The organism is Myxococcales bacterium, from assembly GCA_016712525.1.
Lineage (GTDB): Bacteria > Myxococcota_A > Polyangia > Polyangiales > Polyangiaceae > JAAFHV01.
This window is the reverse complement of the sequence record JADJQX010000006.1, coordinates 436,075-449,818: the sequence shown is the minus strand read 5'-3', so window position 1 is coordinate 449,818 and position 13,744 is coordinate 436,075. Positions and strand designations below refer to the sequence as shown.

Annotated in this window: 14 protein-coding genes; 10 read left to right on the top strand and 4 right to left on the bottom strand. The window is 69.7% G+C overall.

The annotated features are described in order from the left end of the window. The first annotated feature begins 174 nt into the window (after positions 1-174). Positions 175-576, top strand: a complete 402-nt coding sequence (locus IPK71_13810) for a hypothetical protein (GenBank protein ID MBK8214810.1) — start codon at positions 175-177, stop codon at positions 574-576. A gap of 144 nt (positions 577-720) precedes the next feature. Beyond that, entirely contained in the window at positions 721-2,415 is a 1,695-nt protein-coding gene (locus IPK71_13805; protein ID MBK8214809.1) for a hypothetical protein, read from the top strand. A gap of 25 nt (positions 2,416-2,440) precedes the next feature. Here IPK71_13805 and IPK71_13800 read toward each other — a convergent pair whose 3' ends face one another. Further along, complete coding sequence (locus IPK71_13800) at positions 2,441-3,181, bottom strand: hypothetical protein (GenBank protein MBK8214808.1); 741 nt, start codon at positions 3,179-3,181, stop codon at positions 2,441-2,443. Between the two features lie 459 nt (positions 3,182-3,640). Between IPK71_13800 and IPK71_13795 the strand changes: the two genes are divergently transcribed. The 3 genes from IPK71_13795 (at position 3,641) to IPK71_13785 (ending at position 5,838) form a co-directional block, all read left to right on the top strand. Then, the gene (locus IPK71_13795) at positions 3,641-4,207 is read left to right on the top strand and encodes an RNA polymerase sigma factor (protein ID MBK8214807.1); all 567 of its coding nucleotides are present in this window, start codon (positions 3,641-3,643) and stop codon (positions 4,205-4,207) included. After that, positions 4,204-5,001: a hypothetical protein gene (locus IPK71_13790; GenBank protein ID MBK8214806.1), complete on the top strand. Its 798-nt coding sequence runs from the start codon at positions 4,204-4,206 to the stop codon at positions 4,999-5,001. Before IPK71_13795 ends, IPK71_13790 begins: the two co-directional genes overlap by 4 nt. Positions 5,002-5,097: 96 nt before the next feature. Continuing rightward, positions 5,098-5,838, top strand: a complete 741-nt coding sequence (locus IPK71_13785) for a hypothetical protein (protein ID MBK8214805.1) — start codon at positions 5,098-5,100, stop codon at positions 5,836-5,838. Positions 5,839-6,056: 218 nt separating this feature from the next. Here IPK71_13785 and IPK71_13780 read toward each other — a convergent pair whose 3' ends face one another. Beyond that, positions 6,057-7,127: a polysaccharide deacetylase family protein gene (locus tag IPK71_13780; GenBank protein MBK8214804.1), complete on the bottom strand. Its 1,071-nt coding sequence runs from the start codon at positions 7,125-7,127 to the stop codon at positions 6,057-6,059. A 378-nt stretch (positions 7,128-7,505) separates the two neighbouring features. On the opposite strand from IPK71_13780, the gene IPK71_13775 reads away from it, so the two are divergent. Together IPK71_13775 and IPK71_13770 are read left to right on the top strand one after the other, a co-directional pair. Further along, entirely contained in the window at positions 7,506-8,633 is a 1,128-nt protein-coding gene (locus IPK71_13775; GenBank protein ID MBK8214803.1) for a hypothetical protein, read from the top strand. 128 nt (positions 8,634-8,761) lie between these two features. Next, a complete protein-coding gene (locus IPK71_13770; GenBank protein MBK8214802.1) occupies positions 8,762-9,913 on the top strand; it encodes a hypothetical protein in 1,152 nt (383 codons plus the stop codon). 51 nt (positions 9,914-9,964) lie between these two features. Here the strand turns inward: IPK71_13770 and IPK71_13765 are convergent, their stop codons facing one another. Further along, entirely contained in the window at positions 9,965-10,108 is a 144-nt protein-coding gene (locus IPK71_13765) for a hypothetical protein (protein MBK8214801.1), read from the bottom strand. A 221-nt stretch (positions 10,109-10,329) separates the two neighbouring features. Here IPK71_13765 and IPK71_13760 point away from each other — a divergent pair, with 221 nt between their 5' ends. Together IPK71_13760 and IPK71_13755 are read left to right on the top strand one after the other, a co-directional pair. Continuing rightward, positions 10,330-11,157, top strand: coding sequence for a hypothetical protein (locus IPK71_13760; GenBank protein ID MBK8214800.1), 828 nt, complete (start codon positions 10,330-10,332; stop codon positions 11,155-11,157). A 283-nt stretch (positions 11,158-11,440) separates the two neighbouring features. Then, positions 11,441-12,427, top strand: coding sequence for a hypothetical protein (locus tag IPK71_13755; GenBank protein ID MBK8214799.1), 987 nt, complete (start codon positions 11,441-11,443; stop codon positions 12,425-12,427). 179 nt (positions 12,428-12,606) lie between these two features. On the opposite strand, the gene IPK71_13750 is transcribed toward IPK71_13755, so the two are convergent. Continuing rightward, a complete protein-coding gene (locus IPK71_13750) occupies positions 12,607-12,960 on the bottom strand; it encodes a hypothetical protein (GenBank protein MBK8214798.1) in 354 nt (117 codons plus the stop codon). Between the two features lie 141 nt (positions 12,961-13,101). Here IPK71_13750 and IPK71_13745 point away from each other — a divergent pair, with 141 nt between their 5' ends. Beyond that, a complete protein-coding gene (locus IPK71_13745) occupies positions 13,102-13,743 on the top strand; it encodes a glycoside hydrolase family 104 protein (protein MBK8214797.1) in 642 nt (213 codons plus the stop codon). The last annotated feature ends 1 nt before the right edge of the window (position 13,744 follow it).

The following is a 13,744-nucleotide window of genomic DNA, read 5'->3' as shown; positions in this document are numbered from 1 at the left end:
CCTGGCCAGCGCTTCGCGCGCCATCCCAGGCCGAGTGAGGGAGCGACGCGTCACACGAGGGAGCGCGGCCTCGCGGTGGATCGTGAAATCGTGCCCATTCGGCAGCTCGTTGGCCCGTTTTGGCCCCGTCGCGCCCGTGTCGCGACGGCACGCCGATTGCGAGGCACGAGGGGCATGCCTCATCCGGACCAGCGCTCCGCGGGCGCTCTCCACGGGCGCCCGAAGGCTCCACAGCTCATCGACGAGCGGACACCGACGCCGACGGCACACGGGTTCCCCGTCGACCCGAGCTCGGGCCTGCCGTCGTTCGACGAGCCCGACGAGCACGTCGCGACCGAGATCGGAGTCGGTGCCCCCACGAACCTCCACGAGGCCCAGGACGATCCCAAGGAGCGCGCGACGCCGGTGATGCCGACCCGCGAGCGCATCGTGCTCGACATGCCCGAGCTCGTGTGGAGCGCACGCGGCGCCCTCGACCTCGCGCTCGACCTCGCGCTCGACCCGCACCGCGACGCCATGCTCCCCGACGCCCCCCTCACCGTCGGCGTGGTCCTCTCGGCGAGCCTCGCGCTCTGATCGACGCTGCGCCTCGTCGGCTTCGTCGCGCGCGAGACGCGTCCCGGTTGCGCGTCAGGAACCGTCCGTTCTCCTTAGGTCCGCCGCGAAACATCAGGATTCCTTGCGTTGCGCCCGATCGCCGCGTGAGGCAGGATGCCTCCCATGCGCGTCCGAGCCCACGTCCCCGCCGTAGCCATCGTCCTCGCCGCGGCCCTCGCGCTGCACTGCGGGAGCAACGAGCCCCCCGATCCGGGCACGTTTCCGACGGGCGACGCCACGCCTCCGCCCACCGCGACGACCGAGGGAGGCACGCCGCCCGTCTTCCCCGAGGCAGGGTCGAGCTTCACCGATTTCCCGGCGGCGCCTTCCATCGATCCGTCGCTCCCCGGGGACATCGACAAGCAGTTCGGAGCGCCGTCCGTAGGTGAGGCGGGCGCAGGGGCGGCCCCGTGCATCACCGAGCCCGCCGACGACGCGATGATCCCGAAGAACTGGACGCCGCTCTTCGTCGAGTGGGCCGCGCCGGCTCCCCAGACCGTGACCGAAGTCCGCATTACGGTCGATAACCAAGTAAACCCCTATCTGGCCTACGTCCCGGGACGCAGCTTCTCGCTCCCCGCCACGGTGTGGTCGGGAGCGGCGTTCCATTCGGCCGGAAAAGACATGATCGTCTCGGTGCGCACGGCCGAGCTCAAAGACGGAAAGCTCGTCGGCGCGCCGAGCCCCGCGTCGCGCACCGTCGTGCACGTGGCCCCGGTCGACGCCCCCGGCTCGGTCGTTTATTGGAGCTCGAGCCCGGGCACGTCGTTCAAGGGGTTCACCATCGGCGACACCGCCTCGAAGACCGTGCTCACGCCGCAGTCCGCGGGCACGTCGGCGGGCGCGCAGACCGAGTGCATCTCGTGCCACACGTCGTCCATCGACGGAAAGCTCATCTTCTACACGCGCGACGTCATAGGTGGCGCGCGCGCGATCGACGTGCGCAAGGTCGCGAGCCCCACCCCGCCGGACATGGGAGACGTGTCCGCCGCCGCGATGGCGCTCCTCGCGCGCCCGAACCAATACGCCCCGCAGCTCTCGGCGGCCCACTACTCCCCGACGGACGCCGTCGCCGTCACGGTGTTCCGCATCGGGGCCACGAACGAGCTCGTGTGGACCGACCTCCACGCGGCCGACGCGAACGGCTGGGGCCGCTTCACCCGGACCGGCGACCCCCGCAACGTCTCGTCCCCTGCGTTTCGCCACGACGGCACCGCCATCGCCTACACGTCGTCGGCGGCCGGAGGAGAGGGCGTCATCGCCGACGTGACCCCCGCCGACCCGACGATCGACATCTACACGGTCCCCTATGCGAACCGCCAAGGCGGCGCGGCCACTCCCCTGCCCGGCGCGAGCGATCCGGCGCTGCGCGAGTTCTACCCCACGTACTCGCCGGCCGACACGCTCCTCGCCTTCAACCGCACTTCGGCGCCAGTGAGCTCGTACAACCAGCCCTCGGCCGAGGTGGCCGTCGTTCCGGGAACGGGCGGCACGGCGGTTCGACTCCGGGCGAACGACCCTCCCGCGTGCTCCGGCAAGAAGAGCCCGGGGCTCACGAACTCCTGGCCTCGATGGGCCCCGAAAGTGGGAGTCGCGGGGGACAAGCGATACTATTGGATGGTGTTCTCGTCCACGCGGCGCGAGGCCACCGGGACGCGCCCTCAGCTCTACATCTCGGCCATCGTGACGCAGGTGTCGGGCTCGACCGAGACGATCTCGGCCGAGTACCCGGCCGTGTACGTGACGGCGCAGGATCCGGCCGGCAACAACCACATCCCCGCGTGGGACGTCTTCGAGCTCGGCTCGATTCCCAAGTAGTCGCTCCGGCCCCAGAGGGAAGTCGTTACTTCCGAAGGGCCTCCCACGCCCACACGTACGCAAAGCCGAGGAGCGTCGGCATACGGACGACCACACCGAACGTGAGCGCCCACGCCTCGAGCCTGTCGACCGAGGTGTAGGAGAGCTCCGACGAGAGCCCGATCGACGACTCACCGTACGCGTACCCGATGGCGCCTCCCCGGTGGTCGACGGTGCTGAACGGGCCATCTTGGAAGGCTCCGGCCTCGAGCACGAGGAGCGCCGCAGCGCCTCTCCCCATGAGCGGGAGCGTGGGCTCCTTGATGAGCCGCACCTGCCCACGCGCGCTCAGGCGGAAGAACGTCGTGTCGCCCTGGCGACGGAAGAGCACCGCGCCTCCTTCGGCGTAGCCCCCGTGGAGCGTATACGAGCGGGACGAGTCGAACATGTACCCTGCACCGAAGTCGACGCTGCGGGACGTCCACTGGGGGGCGAACTGGAGCGGGTGCACGGCGGCTCGCACCTGGAGGGTGGGCGAGCTCTCCTCGCCCGCGGCCTTCGAAGGCCCGCCCGCGACCGTGACCTGCGTGGGTGGGAGGCCGAAGGGGAGGCCGATGCAGCCCGAGACGAGGAGCGATGCGGCCACGACGAGGCCCCACGGCACGATCGACGGCGGGGACGGCCAAGACCTCGCGCCGGCGTCTACGGCACGGCGCGGAAGAGCCTCGTCGAAGCAGGGAACCTTCGGCGAGTCGAGGAGCTCCTTCGAGTGCGACGCACGGTCCACGACCCAAGCCTACACGACCCAACACGAGACGTAGGGCTTCCGATGTGGCCCAAGGAGGCTCGTGCGCGGCCTCGCGCGCGCCCAGGCGAGACGCGATCGGTCCTCACCTCACTTTCCTCCGTTCACTCCCTCGCCAACACACCGGCACACCGGCCCATCGCCCGCGAACCGTTGGAGGGCTCGACGGACGAGGCTCCGACGCACCCCGCCCTCTCTCAGCGATCCACGTCCCAGACTTCGACGGGCTCGCGCTCGGCGGAGGGCCGCCGACGAGACGAGCCACGACGTCCCTGCGACGGGGCACGATCGGTGCTTCGTCGCCAGGGCATGGCGCGACGGGATCATATCGCGCCGCGATCGGAGGACGGGAATCGTCCACGTTCGGGCTGCGACGCGACTCCGCGAAATCGCTAGGTCTCGTGATCAAATCGGCGCCGAGAATCATGGAGTGAGCGGGACATGCACCTGTCGATTCCACACCCGAACGCCGTTGGCCTCGCCGAGGAGGCGTCCTCCAGCGCCGAGCGCCGCGCCCGCCTCGAGCGGCTCGCGACTCACTTCGATCGGGTCTGGCGCTTCGTGCGGCGCATGGGGGCACCCGCGCACCTCGCCGACGATTTGGCCCAGGAGTCCTTCGCCATCACCGCGACGAACCTCGTCCGTATCGAGCCCGGCAAGGAGGCCGCCTACTTTCTCTCGACGGCGATCCGGAAGGTGCGCGAGACACGAAGGGGCTTCGCCCGCGTATCGGACGTCCCGCCCGAGCCCATCTCGCGCGACGCCGGCGCGGACGCTCTGCTCGACGAAGCGCGTGCTCGAGCCGTGCTCGACGCGAGCCTTGGCGAGCTCGATCCTGACCTGCGCGCGGTCTTCGTGCTCCACGAGCTGGAGGACCTCACCATGGCCGAGATCGCCGAGGCTCTCGAGATTCCCTCCGGCACCGTCGCTTCGAGGCTGCGACGCGCGCGGGAGCACTGGTCGGCGGTCGTACGGGGCAAAATGAGCCTCGGCGGAGGTGGCCTATGAACGCCCAAGAGGTGGAGAGGGCGCTCCTTCGCGCCGGTCGCGGCGAGTCGCCACGCCGTGAGGTCAAAGACGCGGCGCTGCGCGCGGCATTGGGGACGACGGTCGTCGCCGGGGCCCTCGGATCGGCGTCGACGCTCTCTTGGTTGAAGGGAGCGTTCGCACACGGATTCACGAAGGCGTGGATGGCGCCGCTCTTCGTGTCGCTCCTGCTCGCTGGCGGTACCGTGGCGGCCATCCCACGAGTAGCGGCCACGATCGGCTCGCGAGCGAACGAGGGCGCTCCCCGAACGAAGACGGCCTCCGCCATGACGCCCACGAGGACACGGGTCTACGAGGGCGCCCCCTCGAACGCTCCGGCGCGCGAGCGATCGAAGCCCAAGCGCTCCATCGAGCTCTCGACACCGGCGAGCCCGACACCGGCGGCACTACAGCCGACACCGAGCGCGACCCCGAGCGATGCCCAGATCGCGACGATGGACGCGGGCGCAGCTTCGTCCCTCCCTACGACGACCGACGACGTGAAGCTCGATGAGCACGAGGTCCTCTCCGAGGCTCGCGCCGCGCTCTCTCAAGGGGACCCTACGGGAGCGCTGATTCGCCTTTATGCTCATGCCGCGAACTTTCCGGAGAGCTCCCGCACCCGAGAGAGAGACTACCTCCGCGTGCGAGCGCTCGTGAGCGCAGGGCGCAGGGCCGAGGCCGAAGCGCACGCGGCGCGGTTCCTCTCGGCACACCCGCGCGGCGCGGACGCCGACGTGGTCCGCACACTACTCCCAAACGTCGCGCGACCGTAACCGGGAGCGCGCCACACACACTTGGCTTTCCGAAGCGGCCCCCCCTCCGCTGCGGCACCCCATTCTCGAAGACACCCCATTTCCAAAGGACTCCCCATGAACATCTTCGGCATCCGCACGATCCTCGTCTCGTGCTCGTTCGCTGCGATCGGTCTCGCGTGCAGTGTACAGACCCATCCGACCGAAGGGAGCGACTCTCTCCTCTCTCAGGGGGACGGCGCCGCGCCCCTCGGAGACGGCGGCCGCGCCCCCGACGCCGCCGCGACCCTCCCCGACGCGAGCACGCCTCCGCCGCGCCCGGCCTGCTACGACGACGCCATGCCGTTCTCCGGCCATCAATTCCAAAGCCCCAGCCTCCATCAGAACGTGTGCAGCCTCGCCCAGCGGGAGGCGTTCCGCGACGCGTGCCTCGGGAATCGAAAGAGTGCGGCCTGCCTCGCCCTGCGCCAAGCCGAGGCGTCTTGCGGGAAGTGCATCTTCGGCCCGGGGCCTGGCCCGGAGCAGAGCACGGTCCCCATGGGGGTCTTCTTGTTCGGGAACGACACGCCGGGCGCCCAGACGATCAACACGCAGGGATGCGCGGCGCTCGTCGGCGGGTGGCCAGGGTGCGCGTGGCCGAACGCGATGCTCCAGACCTGCATCGAGACCAAGTGCTCGGCATGCACGTCGGACGGCGACAAGGCGGCCTGCCGCGTGCACGCCGAGTACGACGCGTGCGCCGGCAATCGCATGGCGAACTGCGCGATGACGTCCGGAAGGTGGATTCAGGGCTGCGAGCGCGCGACGCCGGCGGAGACGTTCATGCGCGTCGCCGAGGTGTTCTGCGGCGCGCCTTGAGGCCTGGTTTTGGGACGATGCGGGGACGGAGCCTCTCGACTCCGTCCCCGAGCTTCTCCGCGAGCTCGCAGCGCGGAGTGGCTACGACGATAGACTACCTACCATTGGAGATTCCGCGTATGAACGCATCGAAACAACTCTTCCGTGCGCTCGCCCTGGGCGCCTTTCCCGCGCTCGGGCTGGTCGTTCACCTCGCAGGCGCGCGGGAGAAGGCTGAATCAACAGCCGGATTGTGCCACCGACACCACCACCGGTCCGCGGTCGGGCACGACGCGGACGACGACGCGCGCTCCCGCGGAGGTGCGCTCGACCACCACGGGAACAGGGACGCCACCCTGGCTCGCGCTGGCCCCACGCCACGGCGCCCTAACCGCGACCTCGACGTCGATCGGCGCGTCGTAAAGGTCGTCGCGGAGCCCGTCTCGTACCTCGAAGACGACCCGAGTAGGGACGGCCTCGAGGATGCGCGCCCGGGCAGCCTGGCGCTCCGCAACGTACTTGCCGACCGTCGAGACCGGCGCGACCCAGACGTTCTTCTGAGCGGCCTCCGCGAGGAGCTGGGCGGCCTTCGCGCGCTGCGTGTCGCGCGCGTAGTGAAAGTGCGTAAGCCCCCACGTGTGCTTTTGCACGATCGCGTCGACGGACACCTGGCCCTCCGTCATCGAGGGGAGATCGAGCGCGGACCGCTGCGGCGTCACGATGCCCGCGCCGTTCACGTTTCTCGCGAACGCGAACCCGGCCGAGCGCGCTTCGCCGACGTGGGGAGTCCCACACGGGTAGGCGAGAGCCGTCGGCGCCCGCCCCACCCCGAGTCGAATCGCCTCGCGCGAAGCTGCGTAGTCCGCGACCACCCGCTGACCCGTGAGGGTCGCGCCGTAGCAGGGCGTATTCCCGGAGGGTGATCGCATGTCGTGGAGCAGCGCGGAGTGCGACCCTATCTCGTGACCTGCCTGCGCGAGGGCGCGAAAGCCGGCCCAGGTTCCGCCTCCGGTCCTCCCTACGCGATCCGTGATGACGAACCACGTGAAACGCGCGCCCGTGCGAGCCCCGAGCGCCTGCCAGAACGCGTGATCGTCGGGCATGTTGTCGTCGATCGAGATGGAGAGCGCGCCTGCCTTCGCGGAGGGCCAAAGAGGGATCGAGAGCTCGGCCTCGACAGTGTCGGCGACGGGCATGGTGTCGTCGTCGACGGGCGCGCCGGAGTCGGTGTCGGCGGCACATCCAACCAGGGCGACGAGGAGAGGGACGAGAGCGGGGACGAAAGCAGGGGCGAGGAAGGTCGAGCGCATCTCGCGCCGCCTAAGCAATCGGTGTTCCACGGCAGCGTCGGGAGCTTCTCCCCACGCCCCTTCCCTCCGGCGACCCACAAGGACATGGGCGGTCCATCGGAGGACGGCGTAGGGCGGTCGGCGCTGTCGTCACAGCCACTCGTGGTCGAACCGCCGTCGACGCCGGCGAGCACACCCATGAGGAGCGATGGCTGCGGCTCGCGCCATTAGGCGGCGAACGAGGACTCGTGCTGTCCTCGCCCGGACCCGGAGGGACCACCTGGAGTCGTATCCGCACGGAGAGCGGCGTCCGGGAGCCATTCATCCCACGGCATACGACATGCACGGTGGCGTACGACGCGCTCCGATTCGGAGCGCGCACATCGTGGAGAGCACCTCATGTCGACGATCGCTACCCGAGCCCTTCTCGCCCTCCTCTTCGCTGCTTCAGCGGTCGGTTGTGCGGCCGAGACCGAAGACACCGACGCGACCGAGACCGAAGACGAGCTCCGCGCGAAGGACGCCGCGAGCCTCACCACGAGTGACGTGTCCGTGCTTTTCCCCGCGCCGACCGGCTCGAGCGCGGGGCACCTCACGGCGAGCACGGTGGGACGAGGCGGAGCATTCCTCCCGGAGTCGGTGGTAGACGCCCTGCCTTCGCGCCTGGACTTCTCGACCGCGGGGCTCACCTCCGGCCGGTTGTACTACGCGGGCGCGAATCTCGTCGGCCTCCGACTCGACCCTTGTTCGGGACGGCTCGGGACGGATGTCGTCCCGGCGTGTCTCGCGGAGGTGAGGCTCGTCTTCCAGCCCTCGGGCACGGGCGGAATGGTCGACGGGGCCGTGCACGCCTTTTACCGCCTCACCCGAACCGAGGTCCTCTCGCTGCTCGACACGATCGTGCGCGCGCGCAAGGCGTCGGGAGGCCGCGCCCCCTCGAGCCTCGGCGTACACCCCGTCGCGGCACGCGAGGGAATGCAAGGCGCGTTCGCGCGCGTCGTCACCGCGAGGGTGAAGGAGCTCGCTGGGGCGCAGAATCTCGTGAAGGTGACCTTCTTCGGTCGCGGCGCGGGGAGGCCGAAGAAGTGGACCTTCGGGCAATTCGACGTCGATCGTGGGCTCCCCACGGCCGCGACCATCACGACGGTCGGGAGCACGACCCAGCTCCTCGACGGGAGCACCGTGACCCCCGCGAGCTCCCACGCGGACAACTTCATGAAGCTCCCCGCGTTCGACGACTCGCGCAGGGACGCGGCGCTCCGCGTCGAGAACCCGCGCTTCCACACGCCGAACACGATGGGCTGCGTCGAGTGCCACGAGACCCCGAGCGAGCTCGTGCTGCTCCCTCCCGGGAACCGCTTCCAGTTCACGTCGCCCATCTCGACGGCCGTCGTAGGAACGGGCGGAGATGCGGAGAACCTGCACTTTTTCTCCTACATGGGGCGAACGGCCAGCGTGTCGCAACGGACGGGCAACGAGTCGGCTCAGGTCGTCGAGCGCTTTCGGACGATCCTCCGCGGACGCTGAGGCCGCGGACCCACCAACGGTGGCGATCGGGGTCGCCATCGTCGCCGGAGGGCTCACCGTCGTGTCGTATCTCCTGCGACCCACGGTGAAGACTACGCGTCCCGGTGCAGCGCTGGTATTCTGAGGCGATGCGGCTCCCCGCCACATTGCTGGTCTCGGCGCTGCTCGCGGGGGCCGGGTGCGCGTACCTCTTCGACGCCGACACGCTCGCGATCGGCGACGCGGGCCCATCGCCCGACGCGGGCCCGACGCCCGACGCGGGCCCGACGCCCGACGCCACCACCCCGCTGGGATGTGAGCTCGTCGCACCTCCGGCGCGACCCACGGAGCGCTCGGCGCCGGGAGGAGACGAGCTCGTGTTCGCGTTCGACACGTTCAAGCTCTCGACGAGCCGCGCCGAAGGCTTCGATCTCGATGGTCGATGCACCTGCGCCCCCGACGCGGGCGCGCTCTCCGCCCCCTCGTGCTTGCCACCTCAAGGAACGGCGACCGCGTGCGACGGCGAAGGGGGCCGGGACAACGCGGCAGCCGCGCTCGCCGAGTCGCTCTTGCTCGGCGGGAAGCCACTCGACATCGGGTACGACGACTCGGTCCGCGAAGGCCGCGCGGCGACGCTCGTCCAGATCACCCAATATTCGGGCGCCCCCGACGACGACGCGGTCGAGGTGGCCGTCTACGATTCACCGGGCACCGAGCCCCAAGTGCCCTGTCCAACGGGCACCGTCGTCGACGCGGGGCTCGCCGACGGCGGCAAGGTGCTCCCCGGCTACGGAGGCTGCGACGTATGGTCGCGCAGCACCGAATCGATCGTCGTCGGTGGGGTGCCCAAGGTGCGCACCAACAGGGCGTGGGTCCGCGGTGGCGTCCTGGTCGCGCAGTTCGACGTCCTCGTGCTCACTCCTGGGCCGGTCACGATATCCATGTACGACGTGCTGCTCGTGGGTCGCCTCGTGGCCGGTTCCCCTCGAAAGATCCAGAGCGCCCGGATCGCCGGCCGAATTTCGGCGCGTGACGTGCTCCGCGTCTTCGGGGAGCGGCGCCCCCGCCCCGAGCTGCCGCCGGTCTGTCTCGACGCGCCGAACCTCGCGTTCGTGAAGACGAAGGTGTGCGCAGCGTTGGACCTCCCGACGCAGATCGTGTCGCAGGTCGTGCCCACGTGCGACTCCATGTCGTTCGTGTTCGAGGCCTCGGGCGTGGCTGCGCGCCTCGGGGCCGAAGCGCCGCCCTCTCCGCCCCCCTCGGGGTGCGCCGACGCAGGCGACTACGCGAAGTGCCCTTGAGACGAGAGGCTCGTCCCCAATCGCGCAACGCCCGCTCGCCGCCCCATCGCATTACCGCCACGGCCTCGGCGGAGCAACGAAGACGCCCGGGGGCAGGTCCGCCTGCGTCAGCGAACGGCCGGTCACCTCGATCATGAACGGCATCGTCTTGCGCTGACCGAGCTCACGGAAGAGCGTGTTCTCGACCAGGTTCATGAACCCTCGTGCGTACGTCGTTCGTGTTCTTCGACGTCTGCCGTCGGAGCATGCGGAGGACGTCGCGCGACTCGACCGAGGACGCCCAACGTCCTCCGATGGGCCTGCACGCGCGGCAAAGCCTCGCTCGTCTCTTGGAACGCCGCTTGCGAGTGGGCAAAGGTATGAATGCCGCCCACCCCGCCCACTCCTCGCTCGCGTCTCTTGCTCCGTTCATCCTCATGGCTTCTGCGCTCGCGGCCTCGCTCGCACTTCCGGGCTGCGCGGCCGAGACCGCTGACGACGCGGACGAGGTGCCGGCCGACACCTCCGAGGACGCCCTCGTCGCCTGCAACGCACCCGGCGGAAAGCTCGCCTTCACCGTGGACCACGCGGACGAGGCGCTCGATGTGCTCGCGGAGATCGACCGCATGGCGATCGATTTCAAAAACGACCGAAGGTTCGCGGGGCTCGGCAACGTCTCGCCGATCACCGTCTTCGTCGACGGCCGTGACGGCGGCAAGAAGTTCCAGATCCGAGACGCTCAAGGCCGTCCCGTCCGCTCGATGTCCGTCCGCGAGCTCGTGATCGCGCTGCGGCGTCGCGGCGTCGCCGTCGAGCCGCACGGCACCGACCACAACTGCCGAGGTCCGAACCGCACCCAGGACGTGCTCACGAACGTGGCGGAGCTCCGGAGCTTCGGCGTGAGCCCCCAGGTGTTCTCGTCGCCGTGCGGAGCGAGCTCCGCGTACCTCGATGGCGTGAGGCGCGCGGGCCTGCTCTACCAGCGAGGCATCCACTCCAATGGGTGGAACACGGTCGGCGTGAACGGCTATGACAGCCCGGTGCTCCCCGTGAACGCGAATCTCCCGAGCACGCTCGAGAGCGCCGCGAGCAACGACACGGCGACGACCTTCTTTACCCACTTCTACGTTCCGAATACCCAGAACGTGGACCCCGCGAAGATGGCGACGTTCCGAGCGGCCTGGCTGCGAGCCCACGACGTCACACGGCCGCGTATCACCCCGGTCCGCTACGTCGACGTCATGCGCTGCACGGCCCGTCGCTGAGCGCTCGGCTCGGTGCCTCGAGGGCCGTGCGCGAACGCATGGGCCGATACCGGCAGCCCGTCGATCGAGTCTCTTCGCGCTTCAGGTATCCGAGGAGCCACGAGGGCGAGGCGGTCATCACGCGCGTCGCCCCTGTCGGGGCCGAGGCAAACGTGGGCCCTAGGACGGCGTGAGTCCTGGCGGGCTCACGTAGGGAGACACCTTCCGTCCTCGGCGTGACGCCCCTCCACGCGCGCCTACGCAAAGGAGCACTCGAGGCGGTCGTCGTGGTATCCGAAGAGGCATGAGCTCGTTCGCCCTGCCCCGCCTCGTCCCTTGCCTCGTCGTCACGCTCGGCGCCGTCGCGCTCGCCGCGTGTGGCTCGTCGTCTCAGCGCACCGTCTACGACGACACGACGAACCCGAACGGCGCCGCTCCGACCGGAGACGGCGGGCCCACGGGCACCTTCGATCCAGGCGCGGACACGGGCGCGCCGCCGTCCGGGAAGGGCTGCGAGAAGATGGACATCGTGTTCGTCATCGACGACTCGGGCAGCATGGGGGAAGAGCAGGCGAACCTCGCGACGAACTTCCCCAAGTTCGTCTCCGTGCTCGACGCGACCACGTCGGGCACCGGCAAGCCGCTCGACTACCGCGTCGCCGTGACGACCACCGGCAAGAGCTACAGCCTCGTCGTGCTCGGCATCCCGACGCCACCCGAGAAGGGCGACGACGGCAAGTTCCGCAACAACTGCGGCGGGCCCAAGCGGTGGCTCGAGCGCGGCGAGGCCGGCAACTTCTTCCCGTGCCGCGCCAAGGTGGGCACGAGCGGGCCGAGCGAGGAGATGCCGCTCGAGGCGATGCGGCTCGGCCTCGACGATCGCATGAAGGACGGCACGAACGCCGGCTTCTTGCGTGACGACGCGCTCCTCGCCGTCGTCTTCCTGACCGACGAGGACGACTGCTCCTTCAAGGCGAACCAGCTCAGCGAGGGCTTCGGCGATCTCTGCGAGGGGCCGGGGGCCGAGAGGCCCGAGAGCTACGTCACCTTCCTCGACGGCCTGAAGGGCGATCGCGCGCGCTGGGCCACCGCCGTCATCGCCGGCAAGACGCAGTGCCAGTCGTCGTTCGGCGCGGCCGCCGAGGCGAAGCGCCTCGGGACATTCGTCTCGACCGCGGGGAAGAACGCCGTCTTCAGCAGCATCTGCGACGGCGATCTCTCGCTCGCCCTGAAGGACGCGCTCGACAAGTTCGGCGAGGCCTGCAAGTCGTTCCCCCCGCCGACGCGGTGAGCGCGGGCTGCGTTCGCGGAGCGCTCTTGCGATGGGGCGCGGCCCGCGTGCGGCCGAGGACTTCGGAGCGAGCCTTCGTCAGCGCAGCCCGGCCTTCGACGAGCGGCCGCGGGCGCCAGGAGGCCGCCCGAGCCAGCTGCGGTGGGCGTCGGCGTCGATGCGCACTGCCCAAAGATCGCCTACTGGCAGCGAACGGACGCGCCGAACGAGCAGGTCACCACGGTCGTAGAGGTGTTGGAGGCCGTCTCGGTCCGTCCCGGCGCGGTGCCCTCGGGGGCCACGTAAGTCTCCGTGATCCGATGTTCGCGAACCCTCGCCACGAGCCTCGGCGGGCTAGCTCCGTCGATCCACGTGAGGGACTCGAGAGCATACGTGACGGTCCGCGGTAAGGCCTTCTCCTCGCCCTTGACTCGGACGGTCGTGACGACGACGCCCTTGTCCGTGCGCACAGCGAGCACGTCCCCCTCGAAGCGGACGTGAAAGTGAAGATCGGTGTCGTCGACCGTATGCAGGCCAAAGGTCTCGAAGGCCACGCCGTGCGACGAGGCGCCTGGCCCCGAGAACGCGGTCGGCGACCGAACGTGTCCGAACGGGGACCCCCTTCGTCCTCGGTGCCAAATCGGATCGCGCCGTATTCGCCAGCTCACCGTAGGTCGCGCCTCATGGCACATCGAATGCAAAAGCGGTCCGCGGAGGAGATCACCATGAACTTGGACAAGAAGTGGGGTATCGCCGCGGCGACCGTGCTCGTGCTCGGAGCGTTCGCGACGGGGTGCAGCGCGGAGGTGGACGAGGAGACCGACGAGGTCGCCGACAACGTCGACGAGAGCTCCCAAGAGGTCAACGCAGCGAGCTGCGCTGCGAGCCGCGCCGCGGGCGCCGTCCCGACCCTCCACGCCAAGCTCCTCGACGCGATCGCCTACGCGGAGGGCACCGAAGGCCGCGGGAACGACGGCTACGACATCATGTTCACGCACCGCCGCTTCTCGAGCTGCACGAGCCATCCGAACCAGACGATCTGCGCCGGGCGCCTCTGCTCGACCGCGGCCGGGCGCTACCAGTTTCTCTACAAGACGTGGAAGGGCCTCGGCTACTCGACGTTCAACCCGGGGAACCAAGAGCGCGGCGCGATGAAGCTCGTCTCGCGGCGTGGCGGGAGCGTACCGACGTCTCGCCCGATGAGCGCGACCGAGTTCGCGAACCTGATGAACCGCGTCTCGTACGAGTGGGCGTCGCTCCCACCCGGGCGCTACGGGCAGCCGAGCAAGAGCATGTCGCAAATGTACTCGGCCTACTGCCAACGCGCCGGATGCTGAC

Excerpts from the sequence above, each read along its gene's own strand:
- IPK71_13810 (MBK8214810.1), top strand. The coding sequence starts at position 175 with ATGCCTCATCCGGACCAGCGCTCCGCGGGCGCTCTCCACGGGCGCCCG.
- IPK71_13805 (MBK8214809.1), top strand. The coding sequence starts at position 721 with ATGCGCGTCCGAGCCCACGTCCCCGCCGTAGCCATCGTCCTCGCCGCG.
- IPK71_13795 (MBK8214807.1), top strand. The coding sequence starts at position 3,641 with ATGCACCTGTCGATTCCACACCCGAACGCCGTTGGCCTCGCCGAGGAG.
- IPK71_13790 (MBK8214806.1), top strand. The coding sequence starts at position 4,204 with ATGAACGCCCAAGAGGTGGAGAGGGCGCTCCTTCGCGCCGGTCGCGGC.
- IPK71_13785 (MBK8214805.1), top strand. The coding sequence starts at position 5,098 with ATGAACATCTTCGGCATCCGCACGATCCTCGTCTCGTGCTCGTTCGCT.
- IPK71_13780 (MBK8214804.1), bottom strand. The coding sequence starts at position 7,127 with ATGCGCTCGACCTTCCTCGCCCCTGCTTTCGTCCCCGCTCTCGTCCCT.
- IPK71_13775 (MBK8214803.1), top strand. The coding sequence starts at position 7,506 with ATGTCGACGATCGCTACCCGAGCCCTTCTCGCCCTCCTCTTCGCTGCT.
- IPK71_13770 (MBK8214802.1), top strand. The coding sequence starts at position 8,762 with ATGCGGCTCCCCGCCACATTGCTGGTCTCGGCGCTGCTCGCGGGGGCC.
- IPK71_13765 (MBK8214801.1), bottom strand. The coding sequence starts at position 10,108 with ATGAACCTGGTCGAGAACACGCTCTTCCGTGAGCTCGGTCAGCGCAAG.
- IPK71_13760 (MBK8214800.1), top strand. The coding sequence starts at position 10,330 with ATGGCTTCTGCGCTCGCGGCCTCGCTCGCACTTCCGGGCTGCGCGGCC.
- IPK71_13755 (MBK8214799.1), top strand. The coding sequence starts at position 11,441 with ATGAGCTCGTTCGCCCTGCCCCGCCTCGTCCCTTGCCTCGTCGTCACG.
- IPK71_13745 (MBK8214797.1), top strand. The coding sequence starts at position 13,102 with ATGCAAAAGCGGTCCGCGGAGGAGATCACCATGAACTTGGACAAGAAG.